The organism is Saccharothrix stipae (assembly GCF_054781895.1).
Window position 1 is genome coordinate 252,476 of record NZ_BAAGTN010000003.1, and the last position, 16,013, is coordinate 268,488.

Annotated in this window: 12 protein-coding genes; 8 read left to right on the forward strand and 4 right to left on the reverse strand. The window is 72.6% G+C overall.

Going from position 1 to position 16,013, the window contains the following annotated elements; all coding sequences use genetic code 11:
* Window positions 1-208 precede the first annotated feature (208 nt).
* The 4 genes from ACYVLT_RS07915 to ACYVLT_RS07930 are packed head-to-tail and all read left to right on the forward strand — an operon-like array spanning window position 209 to window position 4,651.
* A complete protein-coding gene (locus ACYVLT_RS07915) occupies window positions 209-1,285 on the forward strand; it encodes a hypothetical protein (RefSeq protein ID WP_461119463.1) in 1,077 nt (358 codons plus the stop codon).
* A complete protein-coding gene (locus ACYVLT_RS07920) occupies window positions 1,282-2,436 on the forward strand; it encodes a toxic anion resistance protein (protein WP_461119464.1) in 1,155 nt (384 codons plus the stop codon). The genes ACYVLT_RS07915 and ACYVLT_RS07920 overlap by 4 nt, the downstream gene beginning before the upstream one ends.
* A complete protein-coding gene (locus tag ACYVLT_RS07925; RefSeq protein WP_461119465.1) occupies window positions 2,433-4,052 on the forward strand; it encodes a vWA domain-containing protein in 1,620 nt (539 codons plus the stop codon). Before ACYVLT_RS07920 ends, ACYVLT_RS07925 begins: the two co-directional genes overlap by 4 nt.
* The gene (locus tag ACYVLT_RS07930) at window positions 4,049-4,651 is read left to right on the forward strand and encodes a hypothetical protein (protein WP_461119466.1); all 603 of its coding nucleotides are present in this window, start codon (window positions 4,049-4,051) and stop codon (window positions 4,649-4,651) included. The genes ACYVLT_RS07925 and ACYVLT_RS07930 overlap by 4 nt, the downstream gene beginning before the upstream one ends.
* A 17-nt stretch (window positions 4,652-4,668) precedes the next feature.
* Here ACYVLT_RS07930 and ACYVLT_RS07935 read toward each other — a convergent pair whose 3' ends face one another.
* Window positions 4,669-7,773, reverse strand: a complete 3,105-nt coding sequence (locus ACYVLT_RS07935; RefSeq protein WP_461119467.1) for a BTAD domain-containing putative transcriptional regulator — start codon at window positions 7,771-7,773, stop codon at window positions 4,669-4,671.
* Between the two features lie 101 nt (window positions 7,774-7,874).
* Between ACYVLT_RS07935 and ACYVLT_RS07940 the strand changes: the two genes are divergently transcribed.
* Together ACYVLT_RS07940 and ACYVLT_RS07945 are read left to right on the forward strand one after the other, a co-directional pair.
* Window positions 7,875-8,885 (forward strand): NADP-dependent oxidoreductase, encoded by a 1,011-nt coding sequence (locus ACYVLT_RS07940; protein ID WP_461119468.1) that lies wholly within the window; start codon window positions 7,875-7,877, stop codon window positions 8,883-8,885.
* 261 nt (window positions 8,886-9,146) lie between these two features.
* Window positions 9,147-9,560, forward strand: a complete 414-nt coding sequence (locus tag ACYVLT_RS07945) for a DUF3995 domain-containing protein (protein WP_461119469.1) — start codon at window positions 9,147-9,149, stop codon at window positions 9,558-9,560.
* A 138-nt stretch (window positions 9,561-9,698) separates the two neighbouring features.
* On the opposite strand, the gene ACYVLT_RS07950 is transcribed toward ACYVLT_RS07945, so the two are convergent.
* Window positions 9,699-10,865: an endo-1,4-beta-xylanase gene (locus ACYVLT_RS07950; RefSeq protein WP_461119470.1), complete on the reverse strand. Its 1,167-nt coding sequence runs from the start codon at window positions 10,863-10,865 to the stop codon at window positions 9,699-9,701.
* Window positions 10,866-11,087: 222 nt separating this feature from the next.
* Here ACYVLT_RS07950 and ACYVLT_RS07955 point away from each other — a divergent pair, with 222 nt between their 5' ends.
* Together ACYVLT_RS07955 and ACYVLT_RS07960 are read left to right on the forward strand one after the other, a co-directional pair.
* Complete coding sequence (locus tag ACYVLT_RS07955) at window positions 11,088-12,320, forward strand: SGNH/GDSL hydrolase family protein (protein WP_461119471.1); 1,233 nt, start codon at window positions 11,088-11,090, stop codon at window positions 12,318-12,320.
* Window positions 12,321-12,525: 205 nt separating this feature from the next.
* A complete protein-coding gene (locus ACYVLT_RS07960) occupies window positions 12,526-13,197 on the forward strand; it encodes a lytic polysaccharide monooxygenase auxiliary activity family 9 protein (protein WP_461119472.1) in 672 nt (223 codons plus the stop codon).
* A 54-nt stretch (window positions 13,198-13,251) separates the two neighbouring features.
* Here the strand turns inward: ACYVLT_RS07960 and ACYVLT_RS07965 are convergent, their stop codons facing one another.
* Both ACYVLT_RS07965 and ACYVLT_RS07970 read right to left on the reverse strand, forming a co-directional pair.
* Entirely contained in the window at window positions 13,252-14,823 is a 1,572-nt protein-coding gene (locus ACYVLT_RS07965) for a hypothetical protein (protein WP_461119473.1), read from the reverse strand.
* A 173-nt stretch (window positions 14,824-14,996) separates the two neighbouring features.
* Complete coding sequence (locus ACYVLT_RS07970; RefSeq protein ID WP_461119474.1) at window positions 14,997-15,992, reverse strand: pectate lyase family protein; 996 nt, start codon at window positions 15,990-15,992, stop codon at window positions 14,997-14,999.
* Window positions 15,993-16,013 lie beyond the last annotated feature (21 nt).

Genomic DNA, 16,013 nt, shown 5'->3' on the forward strand with positions numbered 1-16,013 from the left:
AGTTCACGGCCTACTGGGCTCGCACGCCGAAGCCACCTCACCGCGCACGACCGCTTACGCCGCGTGCGCGGGCATGGTCGCCGCGGCTCCCGTGGCCGGATCGACACCATCCGTTCACCAACCGTTCGCCCGGTGATCGCCGCTTCGCGCGTCAAACGAGTCGAGCGGGCGAGATGATCGCCGGTGAACACGGGGGTGAGCGGGTCAAGTGAAGCGCCGGTTGTCCATCGGCTTGGCCGTGGTGTTGTTGGCCGCCGTCGCGGCGGTGGTCGTGTGGGGCCGTTCGGATGACGCGGAAGGCGGTGCGCAGGGTGGGTTGACCACCGTGCGCGGCGTCATCGGGTCGGAGAAGCTGGCGTTCTTCAGCGACCAGCGGGTGGTGGCCGCGTTCGCGGCGCACGGCCTGGACGTCGAGGTCGACACGGCCGGCTCGCGGCAGATCGCCACCTCGGTCGACCTCGGCAAGTACGAGTTCGCGTTCCCGTCGTCCTCGCCCGCCGCGCAGCGGATCCAGCGCGACCGCAAGACGACCGCCGCCCACACGCCGTTCCAGTCACCCATGGCGGTGGCCACGTTCGAGCCGATCGTGCGGCTGCTGGAAGCGGCCGGAGTGGTGAAGAAGGGCGCGGGCGACTACCAGGTGCTCGACGTGGCCAAGTACCTGGAGTTGGCCAAGGCGGGCACGCGCTGGGACCAGTTGCCCGGCAACACCGCCTACCCGGCGCGCAAGAACGTGCTGGTCACCACGACCAACCCGGCCGAGTCGAACTCCGCCGCGATGTACCTGTCGATCGTGTCGTTCGTGGCCAACGGCAACACCGTGGTCGGCACGCCCGAGCAGGAGGCGGCCGTGCTGCCCGACGTCGCCCGGCTCTTCCGCGACCAGGGCTACACGCAGAACAGCACCGAGGGCCCGTTCGAGGACTACCTCGCGGCCGGCATGGGCAAGACGCCGCTGGCGCTGATCTACGAGTCCCAGTACCTCGACCGGGTGCTGCGCGCCGACGGCTCGATCCGCCCGGACATGCGCCTGCTCTACCTCGCACCCACCGTCTACTCCAAGCACACGCTCGTGCCGTTGTCCGAGCGCGGCGACCAGGTCGGCCGGCTGCTGAGCACCGACCCCGAGCTGGCCAAGCTCGCCGCCACCTTCGGCTTCCGCACGTCCGACGCGCGCGCGTTCGCCGACGTGGTGGGGGACAAGGCGCCCGCGGACCTGGTGGACGCGGTCGAGCCGCCGTCGTTCGAGACGCTGGAACGCCTGCTCGACGCGGTCGCCCCGTGACCGACGAGTTCACCCTCACCCCGCCCGAGCCGGTGGCGCCGGTCCCGGTGGAGCGCGCGGCCGGGCTGATCGCGCTCGGCGACGACGTGCGCGCGGACGTCGACGAGCGGGCCGAGCGGTTCGCCGAACGACTGCGCGCGCTGGACGTCCGGTCGCCGGAGTTCACCGCCGTGCTGGACGACGTGCTCGCCGTCGGCGAGGCGGACATGCGTGCGGCGGCGGGCGTGGCGGGCGCGATGCTGGACCGCTCGGCCCGCGCGTTGCGCGACGACTCGCCCCAGGTCCGGGTCACCACGTCGTTGACCGGTCTGCGCCGCACGGTCGCCGAGCTCGACCCGGCCAAGCTGCCGATCACCGGCCGCAAGCTGCTCAAGGTCTTCCCCGCCGCGAACGCCGCCAAGAAGGCCCTCGACCGCTACCGCGCGGCGGGCGAGCCGGTGAACGCGCTGGTGGTGGACCTGCGCACCCGCCAGGACGGGCTGCGCCGCGACAACGCCGCCATCAAGGGCGAGCGGGAGCGGTTGTGGCGGGCCATGGGGAAGCTGGCCGAGTCGGCCGCGTTCGCCGAGGCGGTGGACGCCGCGATCGACCGGCAGGCCGAGGTGTTCGACCTGACCGACCCGGCACGCGCGCGGGCGTTGCGCGCCGACGTGCTGCACCCGATCCGGCAACGACACCAGGACCTGCTCACCCAGCTCGCCGTGAGCGCCCAGGGCTACCTGGCGCTGGATTTGGTGCGGCGCAACAACGACGAGCTGATCCGGGGCGTGGAACGCGCGGTGACCACGACCGTGGCCGCGTTGCGGATCGCCCTGCTGGTCAGCGGCGCCCTGGCCAGCCAGCGCGACGTGCTGGACGAGGTCGCCGCGTTGCAGGCCACCACGGACGGCCTGATCCGCGCCAACACCGAACTGCTGGACCTGCAGGGCGCGGAGATCCGGCGGGCGAGCAGCGACCCGGCCGTGGCGGTGGAGACGATCCGGGCGTCGTTCGACCGGATCTACGCGGCGATCGACGCGGTCGACGGCTACCGGGCGGACGCGGTGCGCACCATGGCCGCCACGGTCGAGTCGCTGTCGGGGGAGATCCGCCGCGCCGAAGAGCACTTGCGCCGTTCGCACGACGCGGCGGCGGTCGAGGGGGAACGATGAGAACAGCGTTCGTGCTCGCCGCGGTGCTGGCGGCCGCCGCGTGCACCGCGAGCCCGGAACCGGACCCGGCGCAGCCGGCGGGTCCGCCGGAACCCGGTGTGCTGCGGGTGCTCGCGGGCAGCGAGCTCACCGACATGCAGCCGGTGCTGGACGAGGCCGCGAAGGCCACCGGCGTCGAGGTGAAGTTCACCTTCACCGGCACGCTGGAAGGCGCCGAGGCGTTGGCGAAGGGCGAGGTCGACGGCAAGTACGACGCCGTCTGGTTCTCGTCCAACCGCTACCCGGCGGGCATCCCGGAGGCCGCGAAACGGCTCGGCAACCAGGTCAAGATCATGAGCTCGCCGGTGGTGCTCGGCCTGTCCACGTCCTCGGCGAAGCGGCTGGGGTGGGCCGACCGGCGGGTCGGCTGGGGCGAGATCGCCGAGCAGGCCGGGCGCAAGGCGTTCAGCTACGGCATGACCGACCCGTCGGCGTCGAACTCCGGCTTCTCCGCGCTGGTCGGCGTGGCGTCCGCGTTGGCGGGCGCGGGCAACGCCGTGGACGCCGGCCAGATCGCGGCCGTGACACCGCGGCTCAAGAGCTTCTTCACGGCGCAGGCGCTGTCCGCCGGGTCGTCGGGCTGGCTGTCGGAGGCCTACCAGCGCCGCGCCACCGGGCAGGACCCCGGCGCGCAGGTCGACGGCCTGATCAACTACGAGTCCGTGCTGCTGTCCATGAACGCCGCCGGCAACCTGCCCGAGCCGCTCGCGCTGGTCTACCCGGACGACGGCGTGGTCACCGCGGACTACCCGCTGACCCTGCTGGCCGACGCCGGTGACGACGCCCGTGGCGCGCACGAACGCCTCACCGACCACCTGCGCACGCCGGACGTGCAGCGCAAGATCATGGAGACCACGCACCGGCGACCGGTCGTGCCGGGTGTCGAGCCGGACTCCCGGTTCGCGGTCCGGGACCTGGTCGAACTGCCGTTCCCGGCCGCCCGCGACTCGGTCGACGCGCTGCTCTCGGCCTACTTCAACGAGATCCGGCGGCCGTCGCGGACGCTGTACGTGCTCGACACGTCCGGCTCGATGGCCGGTGGCCGGATCGCGTCGCTGCGGTCGGCGCTGGTCGGCCTCACCGGCGCGGACGACTCGCTCACCGGTCGCTTCCGCCGGTTCCGCAGCCGGGAGGAGGTGACCTTGCTGCCGTTCAACACCACACCCGGCACGCCGCGGACGTTCACCCTGCCCGAGGGCGACCCGGGGGCGGAGCTCGCGCAGATCAAGGCGTTCGCCGAAGGGCTGACCGAAGGCGGCGGCACGGCCATCTACGACAGCCTGTCCCGTGCCTACGAGGTGATGGAGCCGCTGGTCGCGGCCGACCCGGACCGGTTCACCTCGATCGTGCTGATGACCGACGGCGAGAACGCGAACGGCTCGGGCCTGGCCGAGTTCCAGGCGGCGTTCGGCTCGGTGCCCGCGCAGTTGCGGCAGGTGCCGGTGTTCACCGTGCTGTTCGGCGAGGGCAGCGGCGCGGAACTGGGCCAGGTGGCCACCATGACCGGCGGCAAGGTGTTCGACGCGCGCAACGCCGAACTCGGCGAGGTGTTCCAGGAGATCCGCGGTTACCAATGATCCGCTACCTCGGTTCGACCAAGAACCTCGTCGGCTGCGTCGGCGGCCTGATCGGCGTGCTGCTGCACCTGACCGGGGTGGTCGGCGGCGTGTGGCCGCTGGTGGTGGCCGGGCTGTACGCGGTGGGCGCGTTGCTCGCGCCGCCGGAGAAGGTCCGGCTGGTGCCGGTGGACGCGGTCACCGAGGCCGGTCGCCTGCGGGCGGAACTGGACGGCCTGGTGCGGGAGGTGGCCGCGCAGTCGTCCCGGATGCCCGAGCCCGCCGTCGCCGCCGTGGGCCGGATCGGCGCCGTGCTCGGCGATCTCCTGGCCCGGCCGGACGCGTTGGCCGCCAACCCGGACCTGCGGCACACCGTGGTCCGGTTGGCGCGCACCGACCTGCCGCTGTCCGTGCAGACGTACCTGAACCTGCCGTGGTGGTTCGCGGTGAAGCAGCGGGCGGGCGGCGAGCCGAGCCCGGGCGACGAGCTGGTCACCCAGCTCGCCCTGCTGGAGGACGAGGCCCACCGGCTGGCCGAGCGCGTGTACGCGGCGGACGTCAACCAGCAGGCCGACCACACCCGCTACCTGAAGGAACGCGACCAGCGCGACCCCACCTGACCCCGCGAGTCGAACCCTCAGGTCCCGCGAGTCGAACGCTCGGGTCCCGCGAGTTCCCCGTTCGCGTCGGCCGAGTGCAGCGCCTGGTCCGGCGTGAGCGCCGCACCGCGGGCGAAGTGCCCGGCGAACGCCGCCGAGCCCAGGGCTTCGGTGACGCGTGCGGTGATCCGGTCGACGTCGCCGCGTTCGGCCGGGGGCAGGGGAGCGCCACGCGACCGTCGGGCCGCGTCCGCCGCCCCCAACAGCGTCGCGGCGATCGCCGGGCGGTCCGCGGCGCCGGCCAGTCCCTCCAACGCCAAGGCCAGAGCCCGCGGATCACCGGTGTCGACGGCCGCCGCGTAGCTCTGCCGGTGCCGGACCGCCGCGGTCGTGGCGTCTCCGCGCAGCTCGGCCACGAACCCCAGCTCCGCCAGCACCAGCGCGTTCGCGCTGGTCAGCCCCACCTCGTCGTGCCAGGCCAGCACGGTGTCCAGGAGCGTCTCGGCGGTGTCCAGATCGCCCTCACGGCGTGCGCCCAGCGCCAGGCCGAGCCGCGCGTTGACCTCGCCGGCCCGGAAACCGTGCTGCGCGGCCAGGTGCAGGGCGCGCTCGTGGTGCTCGCGTGCCCGCGTGTGGTCACCCGCGAGCAGGGCGATCCGGCCCAGGCCCGCCGTCAGGTCGGACACCTCGGGCCACGGGCCCAGTCGGTCGGCCAGGCGCAGGCCCGTGCGCACCCGGTCCGCCGCCTGGTCGTAGTCGCCGAACGCCTCGGCCACCGCCGCGAGCGGACGGATGCCGCGCAGCCTGCCCCACGTGTCACCGAGGTCGCGGAAGAGGGCGACGCTGCGCTCGCCGTCCCGCGCCGCCGCCGCCAGGTCGCCGCGCAGGAGGCGCTGGAACGCGCGGGTGCTGAGCGCCGCCGCCGTGCCCCACCGGTCGCCGGTCGCGGCGAAGCCCGTCAACGCCCGCGCGGTCAGGTCCTCCGCCGAGGCGACGTCGCCGATCTCGCACAGGGCGTGGCCGAGGAACCAGGCGGCGTGCGGTTCCGGGCAGGACCGCAACGCGGCCTCGATCCGCCCGGTCGGGTCCGCGGACTCACCGGTCAGGATGCCGATGCCGACGTGCCACGCGGTGGTGGCGCCGGTGCGACCGAGCGCGTGCACGGCTTCGAACGCACGGCGCGCCTCACCCAGCCGACCGCGCAGCACCCAGTACCACGCCAGGGCGTCGACCAGCCGCAACGCCTGCGACGTGAGGCCTCGGCGCACGGCGTGGTCCACCGCGCCGCGCAGGTTCGCCGAGTCGGCGTCCAACCGCCGCAACCACTCGTGCTGGTCCGGCCCGCGCAACCGGGACCGCTCGGCGAGGTCGGTGTAGTGCTCGACGTGCCGTGCGCGCACCTCGTCCAGCTCGCCGGCCTCGGCCAGGCGCTCGACGCAGTACGCCGCCACGGATTCGAGCAACCGGTACCGGTTGCCCGCCGGTCCTTCCACCACGACCACCAGGGACCGGTCGACCAGGCCGGTCAACACCTCCAGCACGTCGTCACCGCCGCACACCGCCTCGGCCGCCTCGAACGTGCAGCCCTCCTGGTGCACGGCCAGCCGGCGCAGCACCACGCGCGACGCGTCGTCCAGCAGCTCCCAGCTCCAGTCGATCACCGCGCGCAGGGTCCGCTGCCGCGGCGGCGCGTCCCGGTACCCGCCCGCCAGCACGCGGAACCGGTCGTCCAGCCGGGACAGCACACCGGTCACGCCCAGCGCCCGCACCTTCGTCGCGGCCAGCTCCAACGCCAGCGGGATGCCGTCCAACCGGCGGCAGATCGCGGCCACGGCGTCGGCGTCCATGGTCGACCCGGGCGCAGCGGCGGTGGCGCGGGCGACGAACAGCTCGACCGCGGCGGACCCGGCCAGCGGTGCCACGGGGTGGCGCACCTCACCCGCCACCGACAGCGGCTCCCGGCTCGTCGCCAGCACGCGCAGGTGCGGCGCGGTCCGCAGCAGGTGCGCGGTCAGCCCGGCCACCTGCGCGATGATCGGTTCGCAGTTGTCCAGCACGAGCAGCATCCGCTTGTCCCGCAACGCCTTCGCCAGCCGGTCGACCGCGTCCACCTGCTCGCCGCCCCACGTGCCGTCGTCGCGGATGTCCAGCGCCGCCGCCACCACGTCGGGCAACGAGGACGGCGCGGACACCTCGACGAGCCACACGCCGTCCGGGAACCCGTCCACCAGCCGCCCGGCGGTCTCCACCGCGAGCCTGGTCTTGCCGACCCCGCCGGGACCGGTCAACGTCACCAGGCGGTGCCCCGCCAGCAGTCGACGGACCTCGGCCACGTCCCGCTCCCGGCCCACCAGCTCGGTGAGCGGGTTCGGCAGGTTGCCGCCCGGCCGCACGGGCGGCGCGAGGTCGGCGTCCTGGTTGAGCATCGCCCGGTGCAGGGCGGTCAGCTCAGGGCTCGGGTCGACACCGAGCTCGCCCGCCAACCGGCGGCGCAGGTCGTCGTAACCGGCCAGCGCCTCGCCCTGCCGACCGGACCGGTAGAGGGCGCGCAGGTGGACCGCGCGCAGGCGTTCCCGCAGCGGGTGCCGGACCACGACGTCGGCGAGCTCGGACGCCACGGCCGCGTGGTCGCCGAGGTCCAGTCGCGCCAGTGCCAGGTCCTCCAGCGCGACGAGCCGCTGCTCTTCGAGCCGGGTGGTCGCGGACCGGGTGAGGTCGAGGTCGGCGAAGTCCGCGAACGCCGGGCCGCGCCACAGGTCCAGCGCGTCGGTCAGCAACGCCGCACGTGCCGCCGGATCGGTGGCCTCGCGGGCCTGTGCGGTCAACGCCGCGAACCGGTCGGCGTCCAGGTCGTCGGCGTGCACGAGGTAACCGGGGGAGCGGGATTCGACCAGGTCACGGCCGCCTGGCTCGGCTTCCGCCAGCGCACGCCGCAACTGCGAGACCTTCGCGTGCAACGCCCGCAGCGGGTTGCCGGGACCGTCGTCGCCCCACAGGTCGGCGACCAGCCGGTCCGCCGACACCGGCCGGCCGCGGTGGGCCAGCAGCGCGGCGAGCAGCACGCGCACCTTGCGCTCGGGCACCCGCACCGGTGTGCCGTCCGCGGTCCGCACGTCCAGCGGGCCCAGCACCCCGAAACGCATGGCCCAACCGTAGTCGAGGCGACCCGAACAAGATCGGAACAGGATCCGAACAGGGTGTCGGCACCGTGGGTTCCGAAAGACGACCCACTGGGAGGAACACCATGTCGAACACCACCCGGGAGATCCGGCTGGCCGCGCGCCCGGTCGGCGAGCCGGGCCCGGACGACTTCACCCTCGCGACCGCCGACCTGCCCGAGCCGACCGACGGCCAGGTGCTCGTGCGCAACACGTGGATGTCGGTCGACCCGTACATGCGCGGGCGGATGGACGAGGGGGAGTCCTACATCGCGCCGTTCCGGGTCGGCGCGGCCCTGGAGGGCGCGGCGGCCGGCGAGGTCGTCGCGTCGAAGGCGGACGCCGTGCCGGTGGGCGCGACCGTGGTCCACTTCCTCGGGTGGCGTGAGCACGCCGTGGTGGCCGCGTCGGCGGTGACCGTCGTGGACACCGCGATCGCACCGCCGCAGGCCTACCTGGGCGTGCTGGGCACGCCGGGGCTCACCGCGTACGTGAGCCTGACCGAGGTCGCGCCCGTGCGGCCCGGCGACGTGGTGTTCGTGTCCGCCGCCGCGGGCGCGGTCGGCAGCGTCGCCGGGCAGATCGCCAAGCGGCTCGGCGCGTCCCGGGTGATCGGCTCGGCGGGCGGTCCGGTGAAGGCGAGGAAGCTGCTGGACCACTTCGGCTTCGACGCCGCCCTCGACCACCGGTCGGGTCCGATCGCGGAACAGCTGACGTCGGCCGCGCCGGAGGGCATCGACGTCTACCTCGACCACGTCGGCGGAGACCACCTGGAGGCGGCCATCGGCGCGATGCGCGAGGGCGGCCGGATCGCGCTGGTCGGCGCGATCAGCCAGTACAACGCGACCGGGCCGGTGCACGGGCCGGATCTGTACCCGGCGGCGGTCAAGCAGCTCAGCCTGCGCGGCCTGGTGGTGACCTCCTACCTGCACCGGTTCCCGGAGTACGTCGGGCGTGCCGCCGGGTGGCTCGCGGACGGCGGGCTGCGCACCGAGGAGACCGTGTACGACGGGCTGGAGCGTGCACCGGAGGCGTTGATCGGGGTGTTGCGCGGTGCCAACACCGGCAAGATGCTCGTCCGCCTGGACGCGCGGTGAGCCGCTCCGGTCCGCGACCGGGAAGCTGGGGGTCGGCGCGGCGGTCGCCTCTCGGCGAGTGGCTCGACGCGGCTCCAGCCTGACGGTATTCCGCGACGGCGCTTGGTGAGGCCCGGGGACACGGACCGCACCGACCGAAGCTTCCAACGGCTCGGGGGCCGCCGGTGTTCCCGTCCCGCCGTGGCGTGCGTCTCAGTTCGCCGAACGACCCGTACGGTACCGTACGGTCAGCGACCATACGCAGGCGTACGGAGGTGTGGGATGGCGGTGTTGGCCCTGCTCACGGCGGGTGTGCTCGTGCTCGTGGGCGCGCTGCACGTGCTGTGGATCTTCTCGCCGTGGCCCCTGCGGTCACGGGAGGAGTACGCCCGCCTGGTGGTGGACGTGCCGCCGGAGCGACTGCCGTCGGCGGGCCTGACGCTCGTCGTGGCGCTGGCGCTCGGCCTGGCGGCCTACCTGGTGATCGGTCGGGCGGACCTGGTCGGGGTGCCGGGCCCGTCCTGGCTCCCGGTCGCGGGAACGGCGGGCGTGGCGGCGGTGTTCCTGCTGCGCGGTGCGGGCGGGTTCGTCGTGTCGTCGCGGCGGTCGACCGAGTTCGCCCGGCTGGACCTGCGCGTCTACTCGCCGCTGTGCGTGGTGCTGGCGGCGTCCTGCGCGGTGATCGCGATCGGCTGAACGACGGCTCGACGGCTCGACGGCGACCGGTGACCGGCGGACGGCGGTGGGCCGGGATGGCGATCGGCCCCCGCCCGAGCTCCGGGGCTCGGACGGGGGCCGATGGCTCGTGGTAACGCGATCAGGCGTGCGTCGGGATCACTTCGCGCAGGCCGGCAGGTGCGGGTGGCGCTCGCCGCGCTTGACCGACTCCTTCGCCAGCGTGCACTGCAGGGCGTGGTAGGCGGGCTTGCGGGTGAAGTCCTCCCACATCACCGTCGCCGCGCCCTCACCCTCGAAGAACACCGGCACCCAGGAGTACTTGTCGGTGAAGCCCCAGATCGTGAAGGAGTCACAGCCCTTGACGTTCAGGCACGCGACCAGGGTCCGGTTGTAGTAGTCGGCCTGCTTGGCCAGCATCTCGGCGGTCGGCACGCCGTTCGCGGGCAGGTCCATCCGCACGTCCAGCTCGGTGATGGCGGTGCCCAGGCCCAGGTCGGCGAACCGCTTCAGGTTCGTCTCCAGGTCACCGGGGAAGCCGTACCGGGTGCTGAGGTGCGCCTGGGCGGAGAAGCCGTGCACCGGCACGCCCTGCGCCAGCAGGTCCTTGATCAACGCGTGGTAGGCGTTGCTCTTGGCGTTGACGCCCTCGACGTTGTAGTCGTTGAAGTACAGGTCCGCCTTCGGGTCGGCCTGGTGCGCCCAGCGGAACGCGTCCGCGATGATGCCGGGGCCGAGCTCGCGGATCCAGATGTTCTCGGTGGTGCGCAGGTTGCCCGAGTCGTCGAAGATCTCGTTGGCCACGTCCCACTGCTGGATCTTGCCCTTGTAGCGGCCGACGACGGTGGTGATGTGCTCGCGCAGGATCTGGCGGAGCTCGGCCGCGGTGAAGTCGCCCTCCGTCAGCCACGCGGGGTTCTGGTTGTGCCACAGCAGGGTGTGCCCGCGCACCACCTGGCGGTTGCGCTGCGCGAACTTCGCGATGGCGTCGGCCATCCCGAAGTTGTAGCGGTTGCGCTCCGGGTGGATGTACTCCCACTTCATCTGGTTCTCGGCGGACACCGAGCTGAACTCCTTGGCCAGCACGGAGCGGTACTCGTGGTCCTTGGTGAACGGGTCCGGGTAGGGCTGCTCCTCGTGGTGGCCGCCACCGGCTGCGGCGCTGCCGATGTAGAAGCCCTTCGGTGCGGCCCAGCGGAGGGTGTCCTTCTTCGCGTGGCCCGGCGACAGCTCACCCGTGTCGGGCGTGGCTGCGGCGACCAGGGCGAGCGGCGATGTCAACGCCAGCGCGGTGAGCGCGGCGGTGACGAGGCGGATCGACTTCATTGCGGTCTTCGCTTTCTCGGACGACTGCGACGGCGGCGTTCGAAAGTTTCGTCTTGAATCCGGCAATTTTCGAGATGCCGGACCTTAAGACGCCCGCCGTGCCAACGTCAAGACTTCGTCAAGTACCCACTGCCGCCCGTAGGTGCTGGTCGGAGAGTTCTGTCGGGGTCGACGGCTAGCGTGGTGGCCGAACGGTCGACGATGTGACTGGGGGTCACGCAGATGAGGAGATCGGCGGTAGCGCTGGTCGCGGTGCTGGGACTGGCACTGGTCCCGGGCGCGGCGGCGGGTTCGGCGCAGGCTTCGAGCCTCGGGTGGAACGCGACGTGGGCCGCCTCGCCGCACGCCCCGACCGAGGTCTTCGGGCCCAACTGGGGGCCGGCCGGGTTCGACGACCACACCGTCCGCCAGGTCGTGCGGATCAGCGACGGCGGCGCGGCGGTGCGGATCAGGCTGTCCAACGCCTACGGCACGGCACCGCTCGTGGTGACCGGTGCGACGGTGGCGCGGAGCGGGGCGGGCGCGCAGGTGCGGCCGGGCACGGTGCGGCACCTGACCTTCCGCGGCCACCGCTCGGTGACCGTGCCGGTCGGCGGTGAGGCGGTCGGCGACCTCGTCGCGCTGCCCGTGGCGCCGCTCAGCCGGGTGACGGTGACGCTCTTCCTGGCCGGGAAGACCGGTCCGGCCACCGGGCACACGTTCGCCACCGCGACGAGCTGGCGGGCGTCCGGCGACCACCGGGCCGACGTGGCGGCCGACGCGTTCACCGAGACGTCGCAGTCGTGGTTCTACCTCGACGCGGTCGAGGTGGTCGACCTCGCGCCGCGGCGCGAGGTCGTGGTGGCGTTCGGCGACTCCATCACCGACGGTGTGGGGTCCACTGTGGACGGCGACAACCGCTACCCGGACGAGCTGGCCGAACGGCTCGGCGGGCGACGCGGTGTGGTGAACGCGGGCATCGGCGGCAACCGCGTGCTCAACGACTCGACGTGCTTCGGCGAGAAGGCCACGTCGCGGTTCGAGCGGGACGCGTTGGCACAGCCCGACGTGCGCACGGTGATCCTGCTGGAGGGCATCAACGACATCGGGTTCAGCCAGTTCCCGATCGAGTGCACCACGCCGAACCCGGAGGTCACCGCGGCCGAGCTGATCGCCGGCTACCGGGAGCTGATCGGTCTGGCCCACGCCCGGGGCGTGCGGATCGTGGGCGGCACGCTGCTGCCGTTCAAGGGCGCCGCGTACTACACCGAGGCGGGTGAGGCGGTGCGGGACGAGGTGAACGCGTGGATCCGCACGTCCGGCGAGTTCGACGCGGTGGTCGACTTCGACCGCGCGCTGGCCGACCCGGCGGATCCGGACGCGTTGCTCCCCGCCTACGACAGCGGTGACCGCCTGCACCCCGGCGATGCGGGGTACCGGGCGATGGCCGAAGCCGTGGACCTGTCGGCGCTGTAGTCCGGCGACTCACCGCGAAACGCCCTCCCGGCAGTCGTCGGGAGGGCGTTTCGTCGAATTGCGGTCGAACGCGCGTCGAATGCGAATCCGTTGTCGCCCAACACTTCCCCTTTCCGTGCACGAATGGTTACAGTGCGATTTGGGAGCGCTCCCAGTCCGCCCGTGGTCTCTGTCCAACATGGCTGTCCTCAACGAGGAGGAGAGAGTGGCGCTCATAACCGTTCCTGCGAACAAGAGCCTGCTCGTCAAGGTCTTCGCGACGCTCGCGGTCGTCGCCGGACTCATGGCGAGCATGATGACCGGCGTCGCCCAGGCGCACGGGTCCACCGTCGACCCGCCGTCGCGCAACTACGGCTGCTGGCAGCGGTGGGGCAACGACTTCCAGAACCCGACGATGGCCCAGCAGGACCCCATGTGCTGGCAGGCCTGGCAGGCCGACACCAACGCGATGTGGAACTGGAACGGCCTGTACCGCGAAGGCGTGGCCGGCAACCACCAGGGTGCCATCCCCAACGGCCAGCTGTGCAGCGGCGGGCGCACCGGCGGCATGCGCTACGCGGCGCTGGACAACCCCGGTCAGTGGAAGGCGGTGACCAAGCCGCGCCAGTTCACCCTCGACATCTGGGACCAGGCCCGGCACGGCGCGGACTACCTCCGGGTGTACGTGACCAAGCAGGGCTACAACGCGACGACGACGGCGTTGGGCTGGAACCACCTGGACCTGGTCGCGACGACCGGCCGTTACGCGCCGTCGGACCACTACCGGGTCGCGGTGAACGCGGGCAGCCGCACCGGCCGCCACATCGTCTACGCGATCTGGCAGGCCAGCCACTCCGACCAGTCGTACTACTTCTGCAGCGACGTCATCTTCCAGTAGGCGAGCCGGGTTCCGCGCCCACCCCGTCCGGGTGGTCGCGGAACCCGTCCGGTGTCACTGGTCGATGAACAGGCCCTGCCCGAAGCCGGCGCCGGAGGAGTCGTTGCCCGGCTGCACGGTCACGTTGTCGCCGCGCGCCGGGACGCCCACGACCGTCGGCTCGCCGTCCACCACGTAGGTGTCGTCGGTGGTCGCGCGGTCGAGGAACACGCCGAGGCCCTGGTTGTTGCCGAAGCCGAGGCTGCCCGCCCTGGTGCTCGGGTTCTGGATCGGGCCGACGAACTCACCGGCGAACGCGCCGTGGTAGCTGTCCGCGCCGGCGTCGTCGATCAGGATGCCGGTGGTGCCGGGCAGCACGTTGGCCGTGCCCTGGACGAACCGCGGGATGCGGTCGCACAGGCCCTCGCCCTCGTCGTCCCGCACGCCGCCCGCCCCCTCGGTCTGGTTGGGCGCGGACGGGTCGACGGGTGCGGGCATGTAGTAGTCGTAGGTGTCGGCGCCCGCCTGGTCGTGCAGCAGGCCGAAACCGCCGACCAGCGCGAAGCCCTGGCTGTTGCGCACGGCGGAGTAGGTGTCGTTACCCCCGTCGTCCGACAGCAGCCCGACGCCGAAGATGTGGCCCGCGCCGAGCGAGCCGGTCTTGCCGGTGTAGGCGTCGGCCGTGCCGCCGGAGTCGCGCAGGACGCTCACGCCGAGGAAACCCGCGCCGCCGGTCATCATCCGGCGCACGACCGGGTCGGTGGTGCAGCCGGTGTCGTGGTCCGGGGTTTCCTTGACGCCGTAGGTGTCCTGGCCCGCCAGGTCGAGCAGCACGCCGACCGCGGGCACGCAGTCCAGCGCGGTCAGGCCGGGGATGGCGCGCTGGCAGCCCCGCGCGGGGCCGGTGCCGCGCAAGCCCGGGACGGCGGACCCGACGGGGGAGAAGTTCAGGTCGACCATGTTGCCGCCGGCGTTGTTGCGGTAGGTGTCGTCGCCGCCGACGTCGATGATCAGCATGTAGTCGTGCGCGTAGGTGTTGTCGCCGCACGTGCTGCCGTCCAGTCGCAGCACGGGCCAGAGGTCGAGGTCGGCGGTGCCGGGCACGGCGCACGAGGCGGCCGCGGGCTGGGACGCCAGGTCGTCCAGCGTGAGCTGCAGCTCGACCGTCCGCCGCCAGACGGGCTCGGCGCACGCGCGGATACCGGCGTGCGCCAGGGGGTCGAGGGCGCCGCCGGTCTTGAGCACGAGCGGCAGCAGGCCGGTCGGGATGGCGGCGAAGCGCGTCTCGGTGACCTGTTGGCACGTGGCCATCGCGGTGAGCAGGTTGGCCACCCGGCCCGCGACCTCGGTGGACAGGCCCGAGGAGCCGATGGCCCCGGCGGCGTCCTGCGGCAGGCCGACCCCGGCGGACAGGGCGGAGACGGCGGTGGCCAGCGCGCCGGCCGGGTCGGCGGGCAGCGGGGTGGTGATCGAGGTCGGCACGCTCAACAGGCCCTCGTGGGGCTGGAGCCGGGCGCCGACGACGGGGTTGGCCGCGGCGATGGCCTGCCACGCCGAACCGCTCGCGGAAGCCGTGCCGTTCGCGGCGACGAGCAGCGCCACGCAACCGGACAACGAGAGCAACGCTCGTCTTAATCGTCTCGACATGGTCGTGTTCCCTCCGGATGTGGATCAGGGCGGCCGAACTATAAAGTCGGCCGCCCTGATCCGCACTCCGGGGCGAGGACCGCGTCTCGAATACCGCCGTTCGTCGCAGCGCGCTCGTTGGACCCCGCCCGTGCCGACGACCGCCGGGGTTCAGCCCGCCGCGGTCGTCCTGGTCACCCCGCCGCCCCTGGGACGCGGCCGACACCGGCGCCGGCCGTGACGAGCTGCGGCACGGACGCGGGGTCGTCCACCGCGTAGCTGTAGTAGGTGCGCGGCTCCACGACGGTGCCGAGCGTTTCCGGCGCGCCGGAGCCCGCGTAGATGTTGTTGCGCTCGATCACCCGCCCCGGCCCGCTCTTGTCGTAACCCGACAGGACGGGATACGCGACGTTCTCGAAGTAGTTGCCCTCCACCACGACACCGGCGTCCATGGTCGAGGCGACGCCGTAGAGCGAGTTGCCCCGGTAGTAGTTGTTGTAGACGTGCACCGGCTCGCCGAACCGGACCCGCGGGTGGCGCTGGTCCGTGCCGTCGAAGAAGTTGTGGTGGTAGGTGACGCGCAGCTTGCCCTTGTCGCTGGTGTAGGTGTCGGAGTGGCCGAGCAGCGCGGCCTTGCTGTGGTGGTGGAAGTGGTTCCACGACACCGTGACGTAGTCGGAGTTGCGCTTGATGTCCAGCAGGCCGTCGTAGCCGTCGGACAGGTCGCAGTGGTCGATCCACACGTGGTGCGCGGAGTTGGTGACGCTGATCGAGTCGTCCGCGGCGTCGGTGAACCGCAGGTTGCGGATGATCACGTTGTGGCCGGGGCGCGTGGTCGAGCCGAGTTGCAGCCCGCCGCCGGTGATCTCGGCGGTGGAGCCGAGACCGACGATGGTCTTGTCCGCGACCACGGTCAGCATCTCGTCACCGACCTGGATCCGGCCGGACACCGAGATGACGTACGGCTCCTTGCGGCCGACGTAGTCGGCGAGGGCGGCGGCCGTCGTCACGGTGACGGCCTGGCCACCCGCGCCGCCGGTGGTGCCGTTGCGGCCGAGGGCGTTCACCCCCGCGAACCCGTCGGCGACGTCGAGCGGTGACACGCCGGCCGACGCCGTGCGCGGGACGGCGACCGCGAACGCGGCCAGCGCCGAGCCAGCGAGCAGCCGACGGCGATTGATGGCGCTCATGGGAAGTCCTCCTGGCTGTCC

Coding starts and splice junctions, on each gene's coding strand:
- ACYVLT_RS07970 (WP_461119474.1), bottom strand. CDS start 15,992: ATGAGCGCCATCAATCGCCGTCGGCTGCTCGCTGGCTCGGCGCTGGCC.
- ACYVLT_RS07930 (WP_461119466.1), top strand. CDS start 4,049: ATGATCCGCTACCTCGGTTCGACCAAGAACCTCGTCGGCTGCGTCGGC.
- ACYVLT_RS07945 (WP_461119469.1), top strand. CDS start 9,147: ATGGCGGTGTTGGCCCTGCTCACGGCGGGTGTGCTCGTGCTCGTGGGC.
- ACYVLT_RS07925 (WP_461119465.1), top strand. CDS start 2,433: ATGAGAACAGCGTTCGTGCTCGCCGCGGTGCTGGCGGCCGCCGCGTGC.
- ACYVLT_RS07955 (WP_461119471.1), top strand. CDS start 11,088: ATGAGGAGATCGGCGGTAGCGCTGGTCGCGGTGCTGGGACTGGCACTG.
- ACYVLT_RS07950 (WP_461119470.1), bottom strand. CDS start 10,865: ATGAAGTCGATCCGCCTCGTCACCGCCGCGCTCACCGCGCTGGCGTTG.
- ACYVLT_RS07940 (WP_461119468.1), top strand. CDS start 7,875: ATGTCGAACACCACCCGGGAGATCCGGCTGGCCGCGCGCCCGGTCGGC.
- ACYVLT_RS07965 (WP_461119473.1), bottom strand. CDS start 14,823: ATGTCGAGACGATTAAGACGAGCGTTGCTCTCGTTGTCCGGTTGCGTG.
- ACYVLT_RS07935 (WP_461119467.1), bottom strand. CDS start 7,773: ATGCGTTTCGGGGTGCTGGGCCCGCTGGACGTGCGGACCGCGGACGGC.